The 20,321-nt window shown below is 67.3% G+C and carries 18 protein-coding genes and 3 pseudogenes; 16 read left to right on the forward strand and 5 right to left on the reverse strand.

Features of this window, described 5'->3' with window-relative positions:
• Nucleotides 1-4: 4 nt before the first annotated feature.
• On the forward strand, nt 5-1,018 hold the full coding sequence (gene ahr, locus QM732_RS11555) for an NADPH-dependent aldehyde reductase Ahr (RefSeq protein ID WP_415656288.1): 1,014 nt from the start codon (nt 5-7) through the stop codon (nt 1,016-1,018).
• Here ahr and QM732_RS11560 read toward each other — a convergent pair whose 3' ends face one another.
• The 3 genes from QM732_RS11560 to QM732_RS11570 all read right to left on the reverse strand — a co-directional run bounded on the left by QM732_RS11560 (nt 1,019) and on the right by QM732_RS11570 (nt 4,875).
• Nucleotides 1,019-2,521 (reverse strand): methyl-accepting chemotaxis protein, encoded by a 1,503-nt coding sequence (locus tag QM732_RS11560; protein ID WP_415656289.1) that lies wholly within the window; start codon nt 2,519-2,521, stop codon nt 1,019-1,021.
• Between the two features lie 125 nt (nt 2,522-2,646).
• Entirely contained in the window at nt 2,647-3,936 is a 1,290-nt protein-coding gene (locus QM732_RS11565; protein ID WP_415656290.1) for a mechanosensitive ion channel family protein, read from the reverse strand.
• Between the two features lie 3 nt (nt 3,937-3,939).
• Nucleotides 3,940-4,875 (reverse strand): histone deacetylase family protein, encoded by a 936-nt coding sequence (locus tag QM732_RS11570; RefSeq protein WP_415656291.1) that lies wholly within the window; start codon nt 4,873-4,875, stop codon nt 3,940-3,942.
• Between the two features lie 30 nt (nt 4,876-4,905).
• Here QM732_RS11570 and QM732_RS11575 point away from each other — a divergent pair, with 30 nt between their 5' ends.
• From QM732_RS11575 to QM732_RS11620, 10 genes and pseudogenes are all read left to right on the forward strand, one after another.
• Nucleotides 4,906-5,838 carry an AAA family ATPase gene (locus QM732_RS11575; protein ID WP_415656292.1) on the forward strand — a complete coding sequence of 311 codons (933 nt, stop codon included), beginning with the start codon at nt 4,906-4,908 and terminating at the stop codon, nt 5,836-5,838.
• An 18-nt stretch (nt 5,839-5,856) separates the two neighbouring features.
• Nucleotides 5,857-6,831: a DUF58 domain-containing protein gene (locus QM732_RS11580; RefSeq protein WP_415656293.1), complete on the forward strand. Its 975-nt coding sequence runs from the start codon at nt 5,857-5,859 to the stop codon at nt 6,829-6,831.
• On the forward strand, nt 6,828-8,861 hold the full coding sequence (locus QM732_RS11585) for a transglutaminaseTgpA domain-containing protein (protein ID WP_415656294.1): 2,034 nt from the start codon (nt 6,828-6,830) through the stop codon (nt 8,859-8,861). Before QM732_RS11580 ends, QM732_RS11585 begins: the two co-directional genes overlap by 4 nt.
• A gap of 21 nt (nt 8,862-8,882) precedes the next feature.
• A complete protein-coding gene (locus tag QM732_RS11590) occupies nt 8,883-9,383 on the forward strand; it encodes a hypothetical protein (RefSeq protein ID WP_415656295.1) in 501 nt (166 codons plus the stop codon).
• An 84-nt stretch (nt 9,384-9,467) separates the two neighbouring features.
• Nucleotides 9,468-11,162, forward strand: a complete 1,695-nt coding sequence (locus QM732_RS11595; RefSeq protein ID WP_415656296.1) for an IS1634 family transposase — start codon at nt 9,468-9,470, stop codon at nt 11,160-11,162.
• Nucleotides 11,163-11,264: 102 nt separating this feature from the next.
• Nucleotides 11,265-11,849 carry a hypothetical protein gene (locus QM732_RS11600; protein ID WP_415656297.1) on the forward strand — a complete coding sequence of 195 codons (585 nt, stop codon included), beginning with the start codon at nt 11,265-11,267 and terminating at the stop codon, nt 11,847-11,849.
• Nucleotides 11,850-11,880: 31 nt separating this feature from the next.
• On the forward strand, nt 11,881-12,960 hold the full coding sequence (locus QM732_RS11605; RefSeq protein WP_415656298.1) for an ankyrin repeat domain-containing protein: 1,080 nt from the start codon (nt 11,881-11,883) through the stop codon (nt 12,958-12,960).
• A gap of 34 nt (nt 12,961-12,994) precedes the next feature.
• A complete protein-coding gene (gene mltB / locus QM732_RS11610; protein WP_415656299.1) occupies nt 12,995-14,080 on the forward strand; it encodes a lytic murein transglycosylase B in 1,086 nt (361 codons plus the stop codon).
• Nucleotides 14,081-14,469: 389 nt separating this feature from the next.
• The gene (locus QM732_RS11615) at nt 14,470-14,655 is read left to right on the forward strand and encodes a transposase (RefSeq protein ID WP_415656300.1); all 186 of its coding nucleotides are present in this window, start codon (nt 14,470-14,472) and stop codon (nt 14,653-14,655) included.
• Nucleotides 14,631-14,807, forward strand: a pseudogene (locus QM732_RS11620) (IS5/IS1182 family transposase); the annotation flags it as partial. The gene QM732_RS11615 and the pseudogene QM732_RS11620, both read left to right, overlap by 25 nt.
• A 176-nt stretch (nt 14,808-14,983) precedes the next feature.
• Here the strand turns inward: QM732_RS11620 and QM732_RS11625 are convergent.
• Nucleotides 14,984-15,205, reverse strand: coding sequence for a hypothetical protein (locus QM732_RS11625; protein WP_415656301.1), 222 nt, complete (start codon nt 15,203-15,205; stop codon nt 14,984-14,986).
• Between the two features lie 122 nt (nt 15,206-15,327).
• Between QM732_RS11625 and QM732_RS11630 the strand changes: the two genes are divergently transcribed.
• On the forward strand, nt 15,328-15,936 hold the full coding sequence (locus tag QM732_RS11630; protein WP_415659373.1) for an RHS repeat-associated core domain-containing protein: 609 nt from the start codon (nt 15,328-15,330) through the stop codon (nt 15,934-15,936).
• Here the strand turns inward: QM732_RS11630 and QM732_RS11635 are convergent.
• Nucleotides 15,866-17,442: pseudogene (locus QM732_RS11635) on the reverse strand (IS3 family transposase). The gene QM732_RS11630 and the pseudogene QM732_RS11635 overlap by 71 nt on opposite strands.
• Nucleotides 17,443-17,797: 355 nt before the next feature.
• On the opposite strand from QM732_RS11635, the gene QM732_RS11640 reads away from it, so the two are divergent.
• The 4 genes and pseudogenes from QM732_RS11640 (at nt 17,798) to QM732_RS11655 (ending at nt 20,299) form a co-directional block, all read left to right on the forward strand.
• Nucleotides 17,798-18,028 (forward strand): hypothetical protein, encoded by a 231-nt coding sequence (locus QM732_RS11640; RefSeq protein ID WP_415656302.1) that lies wholly within the window; start codon nt 17,798-17,800, stop codon nt 18,026-18,028.
• A gap of 101 nt (nt 18,029-18,129) precedes the next feature.
• Nucleotides 18,130-18,279 (forward strand): annotated as a pseudogene (locus QM732_RS11645) (DUF1153 domain-containing protein); the annotation flags it as partial.
• Between the two features lie 211 nt (nt 18,280-18,490).
• Entirely contained in the window at nt 18,491-19,957 is a 1,467-nt protein-coding gene (locus QM732_RS11650; protein WP_415654708.1) for an IS5 family transposase, read from the forward strand.
• 42 nt (nt 19,958-19,999) lie between these two features.
• Nucleotides 20,000-20,299 carry a transposase gene (locus tag QM732_RS11655; protein ID WP_415656303.1) on the forward strand — a complete coding sequence of 100 codons (300 nt, stop codon included), beginning with the start codon at nt 20,000-20,002 and terminating at the stop codon, nt 20,297-20,299.
• The last annotated feature ends 22 nt before the right edge of the window (nt 20,300-20,321 follow it).

The raw sequence follows: 20,321 nt of genomic DNA on the forward strand, positions 1-20,321 counted from the left end.
CCACATGGCACCCATCCGCGCCTACGCCGCCAACACCGCCGGCGGCCCGCTTGAACGCTTCGATTTCGACCCCGGCCCGCTGGGCGACGAAGACGTCGAGATCACCGTCGAACATTGCGGCATCTGTCACTCCGACCTCGCCATGATCGACAGCGAGTGGTTCCCGGCGAACTATCCGGTCGTTCCGGGCCACGAGGTCGTCGGCCGCATCACGGCGCTGGGGCCGCGCGCCAAGGGACGCCAGATCGGCCAACGGGTGGGCGTGGGCTGGCACAGCAGCAGCTGCACGCACTGCAATTTCTGCCTGGGCGGCGAACAGCACCTGTGCGGCAAGCGCCAGCCCACGCTGATCGGCCGCCACGGCGGCTTCGCCGACCGCCTGCGCGCCCACTGGTCCTGGGCCATCCCGCTGCCCGATGCGCTGGACCCGGCTGCGGCCGGCCCGCTGATGTGCGGCGGCGGTACGGTCTTCCTGCCCTTCGTGCTGCACGCCATCAAGCCGACCGACCGTGTCGGCGTCGTCGGCATCGGCGGCCTGGGCCACATCGCAGTGAAGTTCGCGCGCGCCTGGGGCTGCGAGGTGACTGCATTCACCTCCTCGCCGTCCAAGCGCGACGAAGCACTCGCCCTGGGCGCGCACAGGACCGTGTCCAGCGTCGACAAGGCCGAGCTGAAGGCGGCCGCCGGCAGCCTGGATTTCCTGCTCATCACCGTCGGCGCCGCGTTGAACTGGGACGCGCTGCTGGGCACGCTGGCGCCCAAGGGGCGCATGCACCTGGTGGGCGTCGTGACCGACGCGCTGAGCCTGAAGAGCGGCGGGCTGCTGTCCTGGCAGAAGAGCCTCTCGGCCTCGCCCACGCCGCCGCCTTCGGTGCTGGCAACGATGCTGGAGTTCTCGGCCCGCCACCAGATCCTGCCGCAGGTCGAGCGCTTCCCCATGAGCCGCGTCAACGACGCACTGGATCACCTGCGCTCAGGCAAGGCACGCTACCGGGTGGTGCTGGACGCGGACTTCTGATCAACGCACCCGGAACACGCCCACCAACCCCTCCAGCCGCGAGGCCTGCTCGTTCAGGCTCATCGCGGCCGCGGTACTTTCCTCCACCAGCGCGGCGTTCTGCTGCGTCACCTCGTCCAGTCGGCCCATGGCCTGGCTGACCTGCCCCAGGCCGCCGCTTTGCTCGCGCGTGGCCGTGGAGATCTCTCCGATCAGGCTGCTGACGCGCTGCACCTGCCGCACCAGGTCGGCCATGGTCTGGCCGGCGCGCTCCACTTGCTGGCTGCCGCCCGAGATCTTCTCGATGTTCTCCGCGATCAGCTGCTTGATCTCGCGCGCCGCCTCGGCGCTGCGCTGGGCCAGCGAGCGCACCTCGCTGGCGACGACCGCGAAGCCGCGCCCCTGCTCGCCCGCGCGGGCAGCCTCGACAGCCGCGTTCAACGCAAGGATGTTGGTCTGGAAAGCGATGCCGTCGATCACGGAAGTGATGTCGGCGATCTTGCGGCCCTGGCCACTGATGGCGTCCATGGTCTGCACCACCTGGTCGACCACCGTGCCGCCGTCTGCGGCGAGATCGCTGGCCTGCTGCGCCAGCTTGCTGGCCTCGGCGGCCGAGTCGGCGTTCAGGCGCACGGTCGAAGCGAGCTGCTCCATCGATGCTGCAGTCTCCTGCAAGCTGCCGGCCTGCTGCTCGGTACGGTTGGACAGATCCTGATTGCCGGCGGCGATCTCGCCGGTCGCGCCGGTGATGGCCTGGGCACTCTGGCTCACGTCCGCCACCAGCGCGCGCAGCGACTGCTGCGTGCGGGCCAGCGCCGACATCATGCTGTGCTGGTCGCCTGGCGCCACGGGCGCCTCGGTCAGCAGGTCGCCCTCGGCCACGCGCTGTAGCATCTCCCGCGCCACGGCCGGATCCCCGCCCAACTCGCGGCGCAGCACCGCCCGCAGTTGCTGCAACAGGAAAGCGCAGACGACCAGGCAGACCGCGACGATGCCCAGCACCCACCAGCGCGCCTTCGTCATCGCAGCACTCGCCTCGGTACGCGCACGTCCCTTCTCCGCGACGCTGGCTTTCTTCAGCTCAAGCAGCACGCCACGCAGCTCGCGCCAGGCCGGCGTTTCCTGCTTGTTGATCATCTGGATCGCGGCCGCCGCGTCCTGCGCCGCCAGCCTCACGACCTCGGACTGCACCTGCGCCAGCTTGGCACGCATGCCGGCCATCGCGTCGAGCTGCTTGCGCTCGGCGGGCTCGGCAGCCTGCGCTGCGGCAAGCGCGGCCTTGTCGTAGTCCCGGGCGGCGTTCTCCAGGTTCTCGAAAGCCTTCTTGTTGCTCGGGTCCAGCGCCACGTTGCGCAGCGCCTGGCCCATCTGCAGGCCCTGGGCGTACATCTCCGCCACCTCGCTGGCCAGCGCATCCTGCCTGCCGAAATACTCGCCCAGCCGGGACTCCATGCTGGACGTGCCCAACAGCACGAAGGCGCCCAGCACGGCCACCAGGCCCGCCGGCACCAGTTGAGCCAACATCACCCGCCGCATGAAGCCCATGGTTCCTCCCGTGATAGGTCGAATCGACCCATCCTAGGGCGCCACCCCTGCCACGCTCGCGATCGAAGATCGGCGGTGCGGGAATTTTTTGCACGCGGCCCGGATCAGCGCGGCTGCGGCGCCTCTGCCGGTTGACCCACGTGGTGCATGACCCGCTGCGGATAGGGAATGTCCACGCCCAGGTCCTTGAGCGTGCGCAGGATCGCCAGGTTCACCGCCGAGCGCACGCCGCCGCTGCCGTTCTCGGGATCCATGATCCAGAAGTAGAGCGTCAGTTCCAGGCCGTCGGCCTGGAACTGACTGAGCTGCACGGACGGCCCGGGCTCGCGGAGCACACGCGGCACCTCGGCGATGGCTGCCATCAGCGCCCGCATGACGTTCTCGACGTCACAGTCGTAGCTGACCTGCACCACCGTTGACAGCAGCACCCGTGGGTCGGCCAGCGAAGAGTTCTCCACGCGCTGCGTGATCAGCATCTCGTTGGGCACGATGGCTTCCTTGCCGCCCAGCGAGCGGATCACCGTGTAGCGCGTCTTGATGTCGGTGACGCGCCCCTCGAAGCCGTCCACCTTGACCATGTCGCCGATGCGCAGGGAGCGTTCTGCCAGGATGACGAAGCCGCTGACGTAGTTGGCCGCCAGCTTCTGAAGGCCGAAACCCAGCCCCACGCCGAGCGCGCCGCCCAGCACCCCAAGCGCCGTCAGGTCGATGCCCGCGGCCGACAGCGCGAACAGCAGGCCGATGAAGAGCAGCAGCGCGCGCACCGCGTTGGCAGCGATCTTGCGCATGGACATGTCCAGCGACTCGCGCCGCAGCAGCCGGTCCTCGATGGTGGACGACAGCCACAGTGCAAGCACCAGCACGATGACCGATGTGAGCCCGCCTTCAATGACGTTGCGCAGCGTCAGCTTGACGTTGCCGACCTTCCAGCCGATGTCGTCCATCGCGTCCATGACGACCGGCAAAAGGCCCACGATCCACAGCACCGCGCCGATCCAGACCAGCCAGGATCCCACCCGCTCGACAGCCTTGATGGGCTTGGAGTCAGGCCAGGCGGCGGCAAGCACGCGGGCGACCAGGCGTATGGCCGCCAGCGACACCAGCAGCGGTAGCACCAGCTTGAACAGGGCCGGCGCCAGGCCGAAAAGCGGCAGCAGCCGGCGCGCGCCGAAGGCGAAGGCCATGGCCAGCAGCGGGAACAGCGCGCCGTCGATGACGCGCTCACCGAACAGCACGCTCAGCCTGTGGCGCTGCGCCGAGCGGGACAGCACCAGGGTGCTCAGAGCCGCCAGCAACAGGCAGCCCAGCAGCACCGCCCACTCGCCCAGCGCGCTCGGGCTGAAGGCGCGGCCCAGCAGGGCCTGCAATTCATTCAGGTTCAGGGGTTCTTGCATGCTTCAGAGATCGGCCAGGGCCCTCAGGTGAACCGCGACGCTGCGCGAGAGTGCGTGCAGGTGGTAGCCCCCTTCCAGCACGGACACGATGCGGCCTTTCGCATGGCGAGCAGCCACGTCCTTGACCTTGAGGGTGATCCATTCATAGTCCGCCTCGACCAGGCCGAGCTGGCCCAGGTCGTCGTCGCGGTGTGCATCGAAGCCGGCCGAGACGAAGATCATCTGCGGCTTGAAGCGCTCCAGCGCCGGCAGCCACATCGCCTCGACGATCTCGCGCACCTCGGCGCCGCGCGTGTAAGGCGGCAGCGGCACGTTGACCATGTTGGTGCCCTTGGGCACGGCCCCGCTGTAGGGGTACAGCGGGTGCTGGAACAGGCTGACCATCAGGACGCGGTCGTCGCCCGCGATGATGTCCTCGGTGCCGTTGCCGTGATGGACGTCGAAGTCCACGATGGCCACGCGCTTGAGCCCGCGCCGGTCCAGTGCATGCCGAGCCGCGATGGCCACGTTGTTGAAAAAGCAAAAGCCCATGCTCTGGTCGCGCGTCGCATGGTGGCCGGGTGGCCGCACGGCGCAGAAGGCGTTGTCGGCGCCGCCGTCGATGACGAGGTCGGTGGCCTGCACCGCAGCGCCTGCGGCATGCAGCGCGGCCGACCAGGTGTGGGCATTCGCAGAGGTGTCGGGGTCGACCGCGCAGCGCCCGCCGGTCTCTGCACAGCCGCGCAGCAGCTCGCCGATCTCGGCCACGTAGCCATGCGTATGGGCCAGCTCCACGTCCCGCAGCTCCGCAGGCCGGGCCTCGCGGTAGTCGAGCGCCTGGCTCAGGCCCGAGCCGATCAGCCAGTCATCGATGGCGGCCAGGCGCTCGGGACATTCGGGATGCCCGTCGCCCATATCGTGGCGGCGGCATTCGGGGGGATTGAAATACGCGGTGGGCATCTGCCGTTGTCTCTTGCTATGGTCAGGCCCATGACGCAATCACGAACGCTGGCAGGGCAACTGCAGTCCCTGCAAAACCAGATTAGCACGGTCATCAAGGGCAAACCCGCGCAGATCGCCGATTCCCTGGCCTGCCTCGTGGCTGGCGGCCACCTGCTCATCGAAGACTTGCCCGGCGTCGGCAAGACCACGCTGGCCCATGCGCTGGCCATCTCGTTGGGCCTGAAGTTCTCGCGCCTGCAGTTCACGGCCGACCTGCTGCCCAGCGACCTACTGGGCGTCTCGGTCTATGAGCGCGAGCGCCAGGGCTTCGCCTTCCACCCTGGTCCCGTTTTCGCCCAGGTACTGCTGGCCGACGAGATCAACCGCGCCGGCCCCAAGACACAGAGCGCGCTGCTGGAGGCCATGGAGGAGCACCAGGTCAGCATCGAGGGTGTCAGCCACCCGCTGCCCGAACCCTTCTTCGTCATCGCGACGCAGAACCCCAGCGAGCAGCTCGGCACCTTTCCGCTGCCTGAATCGCAGCTGGACCGCTTCCTGATGTGCATCTCGCTGGGCTACCCCGACGCGGCGGCCGAGCGCGAGCTGCTGATGGGCGAGGACAGCCGCGAGCTGCTGCGCGCCCTCCAGCCCGTCATGACCCCGGCCGAGCTTCTCCAGGCACAGGCCGCGGTCAAGGCCATCCATGCCGCGCCGCCGCTGCTGGACTATCTGCAGGCCCTGATCGCGGCGACGCGTTCCGGCCAGTGGTTCGTCGAGGGCCTGTCCCCACGCGCCGGCCTGGCCGTACTGCGCGCCTCGCGGGCGCGGGCACTGCTGCAGGGGCGCGACTACGTGTCGCCCGACGACGTGCAGGCCATCCTGCCGCAGACCATCGCGCACCGGCTGCAGCCGCGCGCTGGCGCCGGCCGCGGCGCGCGTGAGCAGGTGCGGGCGATGATCGAGGCGATCCCCCTGCCCTGACCGTCCACCCGCCCCCCGATGATCGCCCTCCAACGTCGCTGGCAACGCTGGTGGCAGGCCCGCCAGCCACTGGCCGACACCCACCAGACCACGCAACGCAATGTCTACATCGTGCCCACCTGGGCCGGCGTGGCCTTTTGCGCCACGCTGGGCGTGCTGCTGCTGACCAGCATCAACGAGCAGCTCAGCCTGGGCTATGCGCTGACCTTCGCGCTCGCTGGCGCAGGCCTGGCCTCCATGCACACCACGCACGCCAACCTGCGCGGCCTGCAGATGGACCTGAAAGCCCCCGAGGGCGTGCATGCGGGCGACGAGTACGCGCTGGAGCTGCGCCTGCACAACCCGGGCAGCGCACGCTTCGGCATCGCCATCAGCGCCCAGCTCGAGGGCGGTGCCACGGAACCCGCCTGGGTCGACGTGCCGGCCCTGGGCCATGCCGTGCTGAGGCTGCGCCTGCCGGCGCTCAAGCGAGGCCTGAGCGAGCTTCCGCGCCTCATCGTCACGACCCGCTTCCCGCTGGGTTTCTTCCGCGCCTGGAGCTACTGGCGCCCGGCGAGCAAGGTGTGGGTCTATCCGCGAGCCGAGGACGTGCTGGCCCCCTTCCCGGCCCAGGCCGAAGGCCACGCAGCGGACGCGGCATCGACGCGCCAGACCGCCAGCGGGACGGATTTCTCCGGCGTGCGCAGCTACCGCCGCGGCGACTCGATGAAACAGATCCTGTGGCGCAAGTCGACGCTGGCTCTGGACCAGGGACTGCCGCTATGGGTGCGCGAGACCGAGGCGCCGCTGGCCCAGGACCTGTGGCTGGACTGGCGCGACACCCAGGGCCGGGACACCGAGGCCAGGCTGTCGCGGCTGACGGCCTGGGTGCTGGCCGCAGAGCGGCTGGGCCAGCCCCATGGCCTGCGCTTGGCGGGCCGCGAGATCGAGCCATCGCTGGGTGCCGCACATCGGCAGGCCTGCCTGGAACTGCTCGCGGGCTTCGGTTCATGACGGCCGTCTCGATCTGGTGGGGCCGCCTGCCGCGCGACACGCGCGACAGCTTCTTCCTGCTCGGCGTCATCACCGCAGTCATCGCGCCGCACGCCGATCACCTGCCCTGGTGGAGCACGGCGCTGACCACCCTTGTGCTGGGCTGGCGCGCGGCGCTGGCAGCGCGTCAGCGCCCCCTGCCGAGCCGCTGGTGGCTGCTGGTCGTCATCGCCATCTACACGGGCCTGACCTGGCTCACCTACCGCACCGTCATCGGCCGCGAGGCGGGCATCACGCTGCTGGTCATGCTGATGGCGCTGAAGACGCTGGAGCTGCGCGCCCGGCGCGATGCCTTCGTCGTGTTCTTCCTCGGCTTCTTCCTCGTGCTGACGCAGTTCCTGTACTCACAGTCGCTGCTGACCGCCGTCTGGTCGCTGGTGTCCCTGTGGGGGCTCCTGGCGGCCGTGGTGCTGGCACAGATGCCGTCCACCGAGGTCCAGGGCGTGCCCCCCATTGGCATCGCTGCCCGCCGAGCGGCCGGCACCACGGCACTGGGACTGCCCATCATGGTGCTGCTGTTCGTGCTCTTTCCGCGCATTGCGCCGCTATGGGGGGTGCCGACCGAGGCGATCGGCAAGACGGGCCTGTCCAACCAGCTCGAGTTCGGCGCGATGAACGAGATCGCCAATGACGACAGCATCGCGATGCGCCTGAAGTTCGACGGCCCGCCACCGCCACCCGACCAGCGCTACTTCCGCGGCCCGGTGCTGACCCGCTTCGACGGCAAGACCTGGCGCGCGCCCGATGCCCGCTCGAGCCAGAGCTGGCTGCGCGGCCGCGACGACCTCGCCACCACCGGCGTTGCGCTGCGCTACGAGATGACTCTGGAGCCGCTGCGCATCCCCGTGCTGCCGCTGCTGGAGATGAGCCCCGGCGGTGCCGGCAGCGAACTCGCGCTGACCGACCTCACCCTCGTCCGGGGTCCCGAACTGCAATGGCTGTCCCCCCGGCCCATCACCGAGCGGCTTCGATTCAACACCAGCGCCCATCTGGCCTGGCGGGCCGGCGAGCGCCGCAACCGCCTGCAGCTCGCCCCCGATCTCGAGCTGCCCGCTGGAGCCAACCCGCGCACGCGGGCCTGGGCCGCGGCACTCGCCGCCCAACCGCGCTTTGCCGGCCTCGCGCCGGGTCCTCGCGCGCAAAGCCTGGCCGCGGCACTGCTGGCGCATGTGCGCAGCGAGGACTTCACGTACACCCTGACCCCCGGTCGCTATGGGACGGAGTCACCGCATGTCATCGACGAGTTCTGGTTGGACCGGCGCCTTGGCTTCTGCGAGCACTTCGCTTCCGCCTTCGTCGTTCTGATGCGCGCCATGGACGTTCCGGCGCGCATCGTCACCGGCTTCCAGGGCTGGGACACCGAGCCCCAGGACGGCTACTACGTCGTGCGCAACGCAAACGCCCATGCCTGGGCCGAGTACTGGGTCGAAGGCCTGGGCTGGATCCGCAGCGACCCGACCGCCGCCGTCGCGCCGAATCGTGTCATCCAGGGGCTGGCACTGCGCCCCGAACCCGGCGTGCTGGGCCAGATCAACCCGACACTGTGGAGAGCTGTGCGCAACGGCTGGGAGACGCTCAACAACCGCTGGCAGCAACTGGTGCTGAACTACTCGCGCCAGAACCAGTTCGACCTGCTGAAGAAGCTGGGGTTCGAGCGCCCCGACTGGACTGCCCTGGGCCAGGCACTGGCCGGCGTCATCCTCGTGCTGGCCGTCGGCGGCGCTGCATGGATACGCTGGAGCAGCCGGCCGCACGACGCCTGGAGCCGCCAGCGGGCGCGCATCCTGGCGCGGCTCGGCCGCAGCGGCGTCGCACTGCCGTCGCATGAGAGCCCGGCCGCCTGGGCACACAGCCTGCGCCGCCAACTGGGGCAGAAGGCCGAACCGGCCGCGCAGTGGCTGGAGCGGCTCGAACGCTCTCGCTACGCGGCCGACGCGCCAACGCCCGCCTGGGGTGAATTTGTCCGCGCAACGAGACTGCTAGGCGGCTGATCTCGGAGACACTCCGGGCCCATGCTCCAGCGCCCGTTCATCCTCCTGCTGCCGCTTGCTCTGGCATTTAGCGCCGTCCAGGCACAGACGCCTGCCACGACACCGCGCCGGCTGATCGACGGCCTCGGCGTCACGCTGCGCCAGGCCGTCATGACCAGCCAGCCCGGCAAGGCCGCCCAGGATGCCGAGCGCGAAGTGGCCAAACAGATTGCAGCGCTTCCGCCCGAGCGGCGCACAGAGCTGCTCGACACCGACGAGCAGGGCCGCACGCCGTTGATGCTTGCCGTCGGCGGGGGCTATTTGCAGGTCGTGAAAGCATTGCTCGCCGACCCGGGTGTCAGGGCTGGCATCAATCAGCCGGATGCCAGGGGCGAAACCGCCTGGATGTTGGTCAACTTCGCCCCCAGCCTGACCCTGGCGGCCTGCCAGCCGGGTGTCCTGACGTTGGACCCCCGAGTTCGACACCAAATCGGCATTTCGGGCGATTTCCGTGGGTCGGCTCGTTGTGAATCAATGGCTTAGAGGTGTCGGAGAAGAATTTCCGTAGTGGCAATATTTGAGATGTGGTGTGTTGGCAATATCTGGCGGCGTCGCTACACTCCCCGAATGTTCATCAAGCTCACCCGCGCCGGCGGCCACACCTACGCCCAGTTGGTGGAGTCGTTTCGCGACGAGCACGGCAAGCCCCGTCAACGCACCGTCGCCACGTTGGGCCGCGTTGACGAGAACGGCGGCCAGGTCGACGCGCTGCTCAACGGGCTGCTGCGCTCCAAGGGCCGCCCCACCGCGACGAACACCGCCCCGCAGCTGCGCTTCGAGTCGGCGCTGGCGCTGGGCGACGTGTGGGCGCTTCACGAGCTGTGGCACGAACTGGGCTTTGACCGTCTCAGCGCGGTGTTCCGGCGCGCACGCTTCACCACGCCGGTCGAGCAGGCGTTGCGAGTGATGGTCTTCAACCGGCTGTGCGACCCGGATTCCAAGCTGGGCGTGCTGCGCTGGTTGCAGACGGTGAGCATGCCGGGGGTCGACCCGGCGGCGCTGACGCATCAGCAGTTGCTGCGCAGCATGGACGCGTTGATGGACCACCAGACGGCAGTGGACGACTGCATCGCCGGCTTGCTGCGCCCGCTCATCGATGACGAGCTGTCGGTGGTGTTCTATGACCTCACCACGATTCGCGCCGCAGGCCTCAGCCAACAAGACGACGACGTGCGCCATTTCGGCATGTCCAAGGAGGGCGTGATCGCCCGCCAGTTCATGCTGGGCGTGGTGCAGACTGCCGACGGCATGCCGATCTATCACGAGGTGTTCGACGGCAACACGGCTGAGGCCCCCACGCTGGAGCCAACGCTCAAGAAGGTGCTGGCGCGATACCCGCATATCAAGCGCCTGGTGGTGGTGGCGGACCGGGGACTGCTCTCGCTGGACAACCTCGAAGCGCTGAGCAAGCTCACGCTGGCGGGGCGCCAGCAGGCGCTGGAATTCATCCTGGCCGTGCCCGGGCGGCGCTACGGCGAGTTCGTCGATCTGCTGGCCCCGTTGAGCGCGCAGGCTGCGGGAGCGAGCGAGCAGGACGTGCAAGAACTGGCTTGGCAAGGCCATCGCCTGGTGGTTGCCCACGACCCCGTGCAAGGGGCAGAGCAGACCGCACAGCGTCGAGCCCGCATCGACACGTTGCTGCAGCGTGCGGCGCAGTTGGCCGGCAAGCTGGACGCGCAGGACGAGGGCAAGGTGCAGCGCGGACGCAAGCTTTCCGACTCGGGCGCCAAGGCGCGCTTCTTCCACGAAGTCAGCGACGCTCACCTGGCGCGCATCATCAAGGTCGACCTGAAGTCCGAGCTGTTCACCTATGAGATCGACGAAGCCGCACTCGCGCGAGCGCAGGCGATGGACGGCAAGTTGCTGCTGGTCACCAATGTCAAAGACCTGACGCCGCGCGAAGTGCTGCAGCGCTACAAAAGTCTGGCCGACATCGAACGAGGCTTCCGCGTGCTGAAGTCCGAGATCGAGATCGCACCGGTCTTCCATCGCTTGCCCGAGCGCATCAAGGCGCACGCGAGCATCTGCTTCACGGCGCTGATCCTTTACCGCGTCATGCGCTCGCGACTGAAGCTCGCCGGCAGCCCGCTCTCTCCCGAAGCCGCGCTGTCAGACCTGCGCCGCATCCAGCGCCACAGCGTCAGCATCGACGATGCGGCCCCAGTTCAAGGCCTCTCCACCATCACCCCCGGCCAGGCTGCCGTCCTGGCCGCGCTCAACATCAAAAAACCCACCCACGACGCTCGAATGTCCCTGTTGTAGTGGCAGGCCAAAGCGCTCGCCCTATACGAATCAACCACTTAGACGATTTGGTGTCGAACTCGGGTGGACCGCTACCCGCTGCTGCGTCCTTATCTGGTCCGCATGACACTGTTGCTGCGTGCCGAGAAGTCGGTGGCCGTCGGCATCGTCCAGGCCCTGGAAGCGGCCAACGCGCAGGCCACGCCCGACGCCGCGCTGCAGGCGTGGCTGGCGCGCTGCCCCAACGCGACGCCTGAACTGCGCGACACGCTCGCCCGGGAGCCGCTGCTGCCCACCCTGGTCCATGAATCCATCGCCAAGCAGATGGCCTTCAACAAGGCTCTGAGCACAGGCGATGTCGACATCCCGCAAAGGCCGCCCGAGGGCATGGTCTTCAATCCCGTGCGCAGCGGTGCCCCCCGGACGGCGGAGCCCCTGCAGACCGGCGCCGTCCGTGTCAGCTGCGAACGCAAGCCCCAGCCTGCGTTGCGTGGCGCGCTGGGCTGGTCCGGTGACCTGTTGCTGCGAGCCAGGATCTCGACCCGCGCCGGCATCGTGGAGACGGCCGACTTCAGCCTGCCGTTGCCCGGCGACCCGCCGCCAGCCGTCGTGGACTTTTTCCGCGGCAACGTCATCCGCGCGCTCGCGGGCTACCACTGCGAAGGCGATCACGTCTTCGAACAAGAGTTCCAGTTCAAGGTGGATTGACCTTGGACGCCCAGCTTCTGCACCGTACCCCATGCTCAACGCCCTGACCTTCGCCGCCCCCGCCGGCAGGCGCGCCGCAGTCGTGCTTTCGCTGTGCCTGTCTTTCGGGCTGCAAGCAGCCCAGGCACAGCCGGCCCGAATGCCGCATCAGTTGATAGGCCGCCTGGGCGTGGACATCCGCAAGATCCTGGAGGATCCCAAGGCGAGCGCCACCCCCGAGGACGCCGAACGCGCGGTGGCGGAACAGATCCGCGCGCTGATTGCCCGCTCGCCGGGACATCTGTCGCTGACCGCCACAGACGCACGTGGCCGCACCCCGCTGATGCTGGCCGTCAGTGGCGGGTATGCGCAGGTCGTGCAGGCCTTGCTGGCCGATCCCGCGGTCAGGCTGTCCATCAACGTGCCGGACGCCCGGGGCGAAACCGCCTGGATGCTGGCCAACTTCGCGCCTGCGGTCACACTTGCCGCCTGCCAGCCGGCTACGCTGACGGTTGCCCGCTACCCCCTGGTGCCGCCCTATGTGCGGCGCATGGTTCATGTGCTCAAGCAGCAGCCCTCTCCCATCGACACCATCGTCCACGATCTCGAGGCCGCGGGTGCTCAGGCCGACCAGGAGGCCGCGAAGCAGGCATGGCTGGCGCGCTGCCACAACGCTGCCCCCGAAACCCGCGAAGCGCTGGCCCAGGGCGAACTGCTCGAGACGCTGGTGAGGGATGCCCTGGCCCGCCAGCGTGAGTTCAACAAGACTGCCGCGGACAACCCCAGCATGCTGCCGCAGAAGCCACCGGCCGACATGAAGTTCGTGAAGGACCGCGATGACATGCCCACAGGGCGCGCACCACCCCTGCTGCGGATCAGTGAAATGCGCTGCGAGTCGCAGCCCAAGCCTGAGTTGCCGAACATCATCAACTGGAGCGGCAAGATCCTCCTCAAGGTCGTCGCTGCCAGCCGGGCCGGCGTCGTGGAGACCGCCGATTTCACGGTACTCGCCGGAACCACGGAAAAGCGTGTCATCGAAGCCTTCAGCACCCTCGTCGTGCGCACGCTGGCGAAGTACCAGTGCGAAGGCGACCAAGTCTTCTCGCAGGAGTTCGAGTTCCGCATCCAGTAACGGCAGCCCGGCGCGGCGCCCGTATGCTGTAGTGGTGAAACGCCTCCGATTCCTGCCCGCCCTGCCCGCCCTGTGCGCCGGCCTGTTGCTCAGCCTGAGCCTCGCCGTTGACGCCAAACCCCGCCACGCAAAGCCGGCGCCGCAGCCCCAGCCCTTCGGCCAGCGCCCTGCCCTCGTCGCCTTTGCTGACGAACTGGCCGCAGCCCAGGGCTGGGACGCCGGCGCATTGCGCGAACAACTGGGCCAGGCCCTGGACCTGCCGCGCGTCAAGCAGCTCATCCTGCCCGCCGCCGCGGGCACGGCCAAGAACTGGACGGCCTACCGCGATCGCTTCATCGAGCCGAGGCGGCTGGATGCCGGCGTGGCGTTCTGGGCCGAGCACGAAGCGGCGCTGACGCGCGCCGAGGCTACCTATGGCGTACCGGCTTCCGTCATCATCGGCATCCTTGGCGTCGAGACCTTCTACGGCCGCATCACCGGTGGCTTCAAGGTGCTGGATGCACTGGTGACGCTGGCCTTCGACTTCCCCGCCGAGCACCCACGCGCGGCCGAGCGCCAGGCCTTCTTCCGCAGCGAACTCGCCGAGTTCCTCAAGCTCTGCCGCGAGAACGGCCTGGACGCCGCCGAGATACGCGGCAGCTATGCCGGCGCCCTCGGCCTGCCGCAGTTCATGCCGGGCAGCTGGCGCAGGCACGCGGTGGACTTCGACGGCGACGGCCGCATCGACCTGATCGCCAGTGCCGACGACGCCATCGGCAGCGTCGCCCACTACCTCTCCGAGTACGGCTGGAAATCCGGCGAGGCCACACACTTCAGCGTCCGGCTCCCCTCCGACCGCGGCGAGCGCACGAGGTTGCTGGCGCCCGACATCAAGCCCAGTTTCACGGCTGAAGAGCTCGTCGCGGCCGGCGCCGAGCCGTCGGAGGCGGCACGCCAGCACGATGGCCCCATGGCCGTCATCGAGCTCCAGAACGGCCCCGGCAAGCCCCGCACGGTGCTGCTGGGCACGCAGAACTTCTGGGTCGTAACACGCTACAACTGGTCGGCCTATTACGCGCTAGCCGTCATCGAACTGGGCCAGGCCGTTGCGCGGGCTCGCACGGCGCAAAAGCCCCAATAGGGGCCGTTGCGCCACATGCGGCCCTTGACCGAGCCGAAGCGCAACCTCCACGTGGCCACAACGACAACGACGCCCGGCGTCGCCTCAACTTGCAAGACGTCACTGGCTGCCCGACTCTCGCCGTGTTGGCCGCACGTCAGGCGTCCATACGACGGTTGCCAACGATGCCGATGGCTTCCTACGCGGCAACCCATTTACGAAGCGATGCGACGTCGACGCTGTGAAGTTCCGCGGTAACTTTGATCCCCAGCCCACCGGAGCGGCAACTCTCCACGGCATCCAGCTTTTGCTGCTATGAATACTTGATCAGGTTGGTCTCTCGGACGAGTCCAACTTCCTGAGGTCAGATCAGCAAATAGCTGGACATCATGGAAGCAGAGAAGAGTCGAATGCGCAGGCGCTACAGCCGCGAGCTGAAGGATCAGATCCTTGCCGAGCGCGAGGCGCCGGGCGCCTCGGTAGCCAAGGTCGCGCCGTCTAAGGGCATCAACGCCAGCGTCATGCATGGCTTGCGCAAATTGGCGGGTCACGCCGTGCAAAGCTGCTCAAGCGGCGCCAGGTGGTCGAGCCCATGATCGGCCACATGAAGGCCGACGGACTGCTGGGCAAGAACTGGCCCAAGGGCGCGGGCGGTGACGCACTTTGCGTGCCGCTCTGCGGCGCGGAGCACAACTTGAGGATGATCCTGCGGCACCTGCCGGTGCTTTCTGCGCTCCGTTCGGCTTGATCACCCTGGCGACCATGATGGGTCTGCAAATGACGACGCCAACTTCGCAGCCCAGCGCCGCGATCTCCCGCCGCTGTCGCGTCGCTGAAAGAAGTTGTTCAGGCCCGACTATCTAGAGAGGCAAACCACGAAGCCCACGCGGAACGATCCTGCCTGAGTGCCAGCGCCGACAGCAGCTACTGCGCCTCCGGCTGCGACAGCTTGGCGGCGATCGCCGCGTGCTTTGACTTCAGGCAAGCGGCCATCGCTGTCATGCGCTCGCGCTTGTCGCGCGTCTTCGCGGATGAAGACGTCTTCTTGATCTGCTCGTGGCACTCTTGAGCGGGATTGGTGCGCTGCGTCTGCTCAACGCCCGGAGCGCCGTCTTGCGCAAGCGCACTGCTCGAAATCACTGCCATCAAGAGAAGTGGCCAAGCGGTCTGATGTGTCATGGTGTGTCAAGCTGTTGTACGAGTCGCAGACTGGCACCGCCTATGTCTACCTCGGTAGCAGCCTTATTGCGATGAGCCGCGGCGGGCAGATGTATGCAGTGCACACCGATCAAGTTGGCCGGCCAGAAGCGGTCACGAATGCAAGTCGTGTGGCCGTCTGGCGATCGCAGAACGCAGCGTGGGACAGACAGATCACGCTAGATAGCATCGGCGGGCTGAATATCGGCTTTCCAGGGCAGTATTACGACGCCGAGACGGGGCTATGGCAGAACTGGCATCGCTACTACAGTTCGGCTACGGGGCGATACATCCAATCTGACCCCATCGGGCTTATGGGCGGCATCAATACCTACGCATACGCGGGGGGAAACCCGGTTGGCAACGTTGATCCGTTTGGACTGTTCTGCATTTCGGACCGGGTGCGCGACACGGTAGCAAACGGACTGGGGGCTGCGGCGGGCGCTGCAGCGCAGGGTACTCCGCCACTCGTGGCTTTAGGTGTTGGCGTAGTCGCCGCAGGAGTAACTTATGCTGGTGCCGGCAACATTGGAGCGGGCGCTGTTGCTGGCGGTGTACAAGGGGGTGTGACCAGCGGTTCGGCGCGCGTCAATCTAGTTGTCGCCTCGGTTATGCAGCCAATGGCTGACTATCCTTGCTGCGCCGGGTCGCAGCGACGACAGAGTCGCGTTCTGGGTTGAGCGTGACGGCCGCGATGTGCGACCAGTCCCGCGTGCGGCCTGACCAGCGCGCCGGGTTGCGCTTTCGGGCCTTGTGATACACGTCGTGCCGGGCCGCGAGGAGCGCAACGTCCGCGCCGTCGTGGCGCTGCGCCGGGCTCACGTAGCGGATGCCGCTATGACGGTGGTCGTAGTTGTACCAATGCACGAACTCGCGCGCCCATTCGCGCGCGGCGCCGAGGTCGGCGAAGCCCTTGTCCGGGAACTCCGGCCGGTATTTGGCCGTGCGGAACAACGACTCCACGAAGGCGTTGTCATCGCTCACGCGAGGACGGGAGTACGAGGGCTTCACGCCCAGCCACCACAGCATCGCCAGCACCGTGGTGGCCTTGAGCGTGGCGCCGTTGTCGCCGTGCAGGACGGGCCTGTCGTCGCGCGGCAGGGCATGGATGCCCTCCGCCAACGCGGTGCGCTGCACGAGCCGCGCGGCGTGATCGCTGTCGTCCTCCTCATGCACCTCGAAGCCCACGATCTTGCGGCTGTAGACGTCCAGGATCAGGTACAGGAAGAACCAGCGCCCGACGACCTGCGTGGGCAGGAACGTCATATCCCAGCACCACAGCTGTCGCGGCGCGGTGGCGATGTGCGTGGTCGGCGGCCGGCTCTTGCGCGGCGCCTTAGCCCGCCCTCGATGGCGCATCTGGCCCTGGGCGCGCAGCACGCGTGCGAAGGTGGATTCGCTGGCGATGTACACGCCCTCGTCAGCCAGCATCGGCACGATGCGCGCCGGCGGCATGTCGGCGAAGCGCGGCTCGTTGGCCACGCGCAGGACCTCGGCGCGCTCGGCTTCGGTCAGCGCATGCGCGGGCACCGGGCGCATCGCTGCGGGCCTGCCATCGCCCGTTTCGAGGCCCTGGTGAGCATTCCAGCGCTGCAGGGTGCGTGCGGTGATACCCACCACCTCGCAGGCCTGGTGAAGCCGGGCTCCGGCTCGGCGCGCGACTTCAATGTTGCGGGCATGTTCTTGGCGATCTTCGAGGCCGATCATTCGTCCTCGCCCTGCGTGTTTCTTTGGAAGATCGCCGCCGTTTTTTTTGAAAGTACCAGCAGCGCTGCTGTCTCCGCCAGGGCCTTGTCTTTGCGGCGCACTTCGCGCTCGAGCTCCTTGATGCGACGCCGATCCTCGCGGGTCTGCGACGGGCTCGCGCGCGCCTCCTCGGGCGCGGCCAGGGCCTGCGTCGCACTGGTGCGCCACTGCAGCAATTGCTGCGGGTACACGCCGTTCTCGCGGCACCAGGCGCTGCGCGTGGCCTCGTCCATGGCCGCGGTCGTGATCACCGCCTCCAGCCGCGCGGCGGCCGTCCACTCGCGCTTTTGCAGCGGCTTGGACAGCGACTGCGCGCGCCAGCGCTCCAGCGTGTCCACACCGATGCCGATCTCACGCGACACCACCTCCGGCGGCGCGCTCTCCGGCGGCAGCATGCGCGCTACCGCCCGATCCTTGAATGCTTGTCCGTATCGAGCCAACTTCTTCTCTCATCGTCACCCCCAATTCTTCGGTTCTATCGGGGCGACAACCATTCTGACGCGGGGGGGGTTCATTAGCCGGTGCTGCTGCGGGCGCGATCGCAGGCGCAATTCCTGGGATAGATGACAACAGTCCTGGTGTCGGAGCGATAGTGGGCGGAGCAGTCGGCGGAATCATTTCTCCAAATCAGTCGCGCTTAGCGCAACTGAATCCTAGATGGACAGGAGCGACGGTGGGGCCTACGGCCGTAGGCATTCGGGGTGGTATCGTTTCGTACTTGGTCACAGAGGGAAGCAAGCTGGCTGTCAATTTCGCAAATGAGCAATTTGGGGACTGCGGCTGCGGCAAGTGATCATGAGGAAGCTGTTATTGTCTTTCGCACTAATAGGCACGGGCTGGTTGCTCGCGTTCGCCAGCCGTTTTGCCATTGATTGGATAATTGCCCTTGGAATAGTTCGTTCAGACATTGCCGAGAAATTTGGTCAGTTCGCCATGGGCTTCATTATCGTTGTCGCTGTAATTGTTCCGTTTCTTCGCTTGCATGGCGTGATCCGTTCGCGGAAGAGGAACGCCACCCCAAAATAGACACCCCTTCAAAACACCCCATAATCTGCATGAACACTGGTGATTCGAGGTGACTTCCGACGGTCAGAAATCCCGGAATTAAATTAAATGGCTATTGATTCATAGAGAACGCCCTGAAGGCCAACCCGCAGGATGTGCGCGATCGGTACGAGCGTCAGCTCAAGGAGTTGCAGGAGGCGTACGGCCAGGCCATGCTGGAGCTGCGCGCCAGGAAAAAATTGCAGTCCCTGCTGGGCGAGGACGAGAAGTGATCGAGACGATCCCCCCCGCGTCAAGATACCTGTCGTCTCCATAGATTCAAAATGGGGGCGCAGATGAGAGAACGAGTTGGCTCGATAGTCAGGCCTGCAAAACGCCTGGAACCCGCATGAACACTGGCATTGCGGGTGATCGCCGATAGTCCGAACTCCCAGTTTGCGTTGCAATGACGCGCAGTTCCTGGGAGTTTGGAGACCACCGCCGATGGCCACCGACGACTTCTTCCGCGCGCGCCTGGAGCAAATGATCGACATGCGCCACGCGCTGGCGGTGCTGGCCACGCGCATGCCGTGGGCGCAGATCGAGGCGTCGCTGGCGCCGCTGTTCGCGCACCAGGATCGCTCCGGCCGTGTGATCGAGGACACCGACCTGTTCGGCCCGACACTGGCGGTGGCCGGAGCCGGCGTGAGCCAGCGTGGCCGCCCACGGCTGCCGATCCGGCTGATGGTGGCGCTGCTGTACTTGAAGCACGCCTATGGCGAGAGCGACGAGTCGGTGGTCGAGCGCTGGGCCCAGGACGTGTACTTCCAGTTCTTCAGCGGACAGGTGTACTTCGAACCGCGGCTGCCCTGCGACGCGACGCAGATCGGGCGCTTCCGGCGGGTGCTCGGCGAGGCCGGCGTGGAGCAGTTGCTGAAGTCCACGATCGAGGCGGCCGTGGGCATGAAGGCGATCCGGCCCGCGGAGTTCGAGCGCGTGATCGTCGACAGCACGGTGCAGGAGAAGGCCATCGCTCACCCGACCGACAGCCGGCTGCTGGAGGTGGCGCGCGAGAAGATCGCGCGGCTGGCGCAGCGCGCGGGCTTGCAGCTCAAGCAGACGCATCAGCGCGAGGGCAAGACGCTGCGCCGGCGCGCGGCCGGCTATGCCCACGCCAAGCAGTTCAAGCGCTTGAAGCGCGTGCTGCGCCGCCAGCGAACGATCCTCGGGGCGCTGCTGCGCGACGTGCAGCGCAAGATGGTGACGCTGCCGCAGCAGGCCCAGGATCAGCTGAACATCTGGCTGCAGCGGGCCGAGCGCATCCGCACACAGCGTCCGCACGACAAGGGCAAGCTCTACGCCTTGCACGCGCCGGAGGCGGAGTGCATCGGCAAGGGCAAGGCCCGCCAACCCTACGAGTTCGGCTGCAAGGTGAGCCTGGCGGTGACGCACAGGCAAGGCCTCATGGTGGGCGCCAGGAGCTTCCCCGGCAACCCGTTCGACGGCCACACCCTGGCCGCACAAATCGAGCAGACCACGGTGCTGCTGCAGGACCTCGGTGTGAAGCCCACGACGGCCATCGTCGATCTGGGCTACCGCGGCGTGGATCACGAGGTCGCGCCGGTGCAGGTGATCCATCGCGGCAAGCACAAGACGCTGACTAACACGCAGCGCCGCTGGCTGAAGCGTCGTCAGGCGATCGAGCCGGTGATCGGCCACACCAAGCACGACAACGGGATGCATCGCTGCTGGCTCAAGGGCAGCGAGGGCGACGCCTTGCACGCCGTGCTGTGCGCGGCCGGCTTCAACATCCGCTGGCTGCTGCGTGCCATCGTGCGTCTGGGCCTGGCGGCCCTTCTCTTGTACTTGCGCAGCCTCGCTGCATTGGCCTGGCTGGCCCTGCATCGCTCCGCGACCGCCTCAGGCCGATCAACGGCCATCGATCACCGGCTCGCCTTCACGCTGCGCTGAGTTGGTGGAATAGAAATTTGCAGGGCCGACTCATTGGGCGCCTTGGCCACCGAGGGCAGCGACTGGATCCGCGGTCTGAACACCAGCCGCAGCTTCACCGCGCTGGTCAGGAGCTACGGGCTGCAGCAGGAGTTCATCACGCCGCACAGCCCCGAGCAGAACGGCCTGGTCGAGCGAGTCATCCGCACGCTCAAGGAGCAATGCGTGCACCGCCATCGCTTCGAATCCTTGCAGCACGCCAGCCGCCTGATCGGCGACTGGGTCCACTTCTACAACCACCGGCGCCCACACCAGGCGCTGAACATGGAGACCCCCGCTGAGGCATTTGCATTAGCGGCCTGACCTGAGCAGGTTCTGCTGGGTC

Origin of the sequence: Roseateles sp. (assembly GCF_047654805.1) — a bacterium.
In the GTDB taxonomy this organism is placed as follows: domain Bacteria; phylum Pseudomonadota; class Gammaproteobacteria; order Burkholderiales; family Burkholderiaceae_C; genus Pelomonas.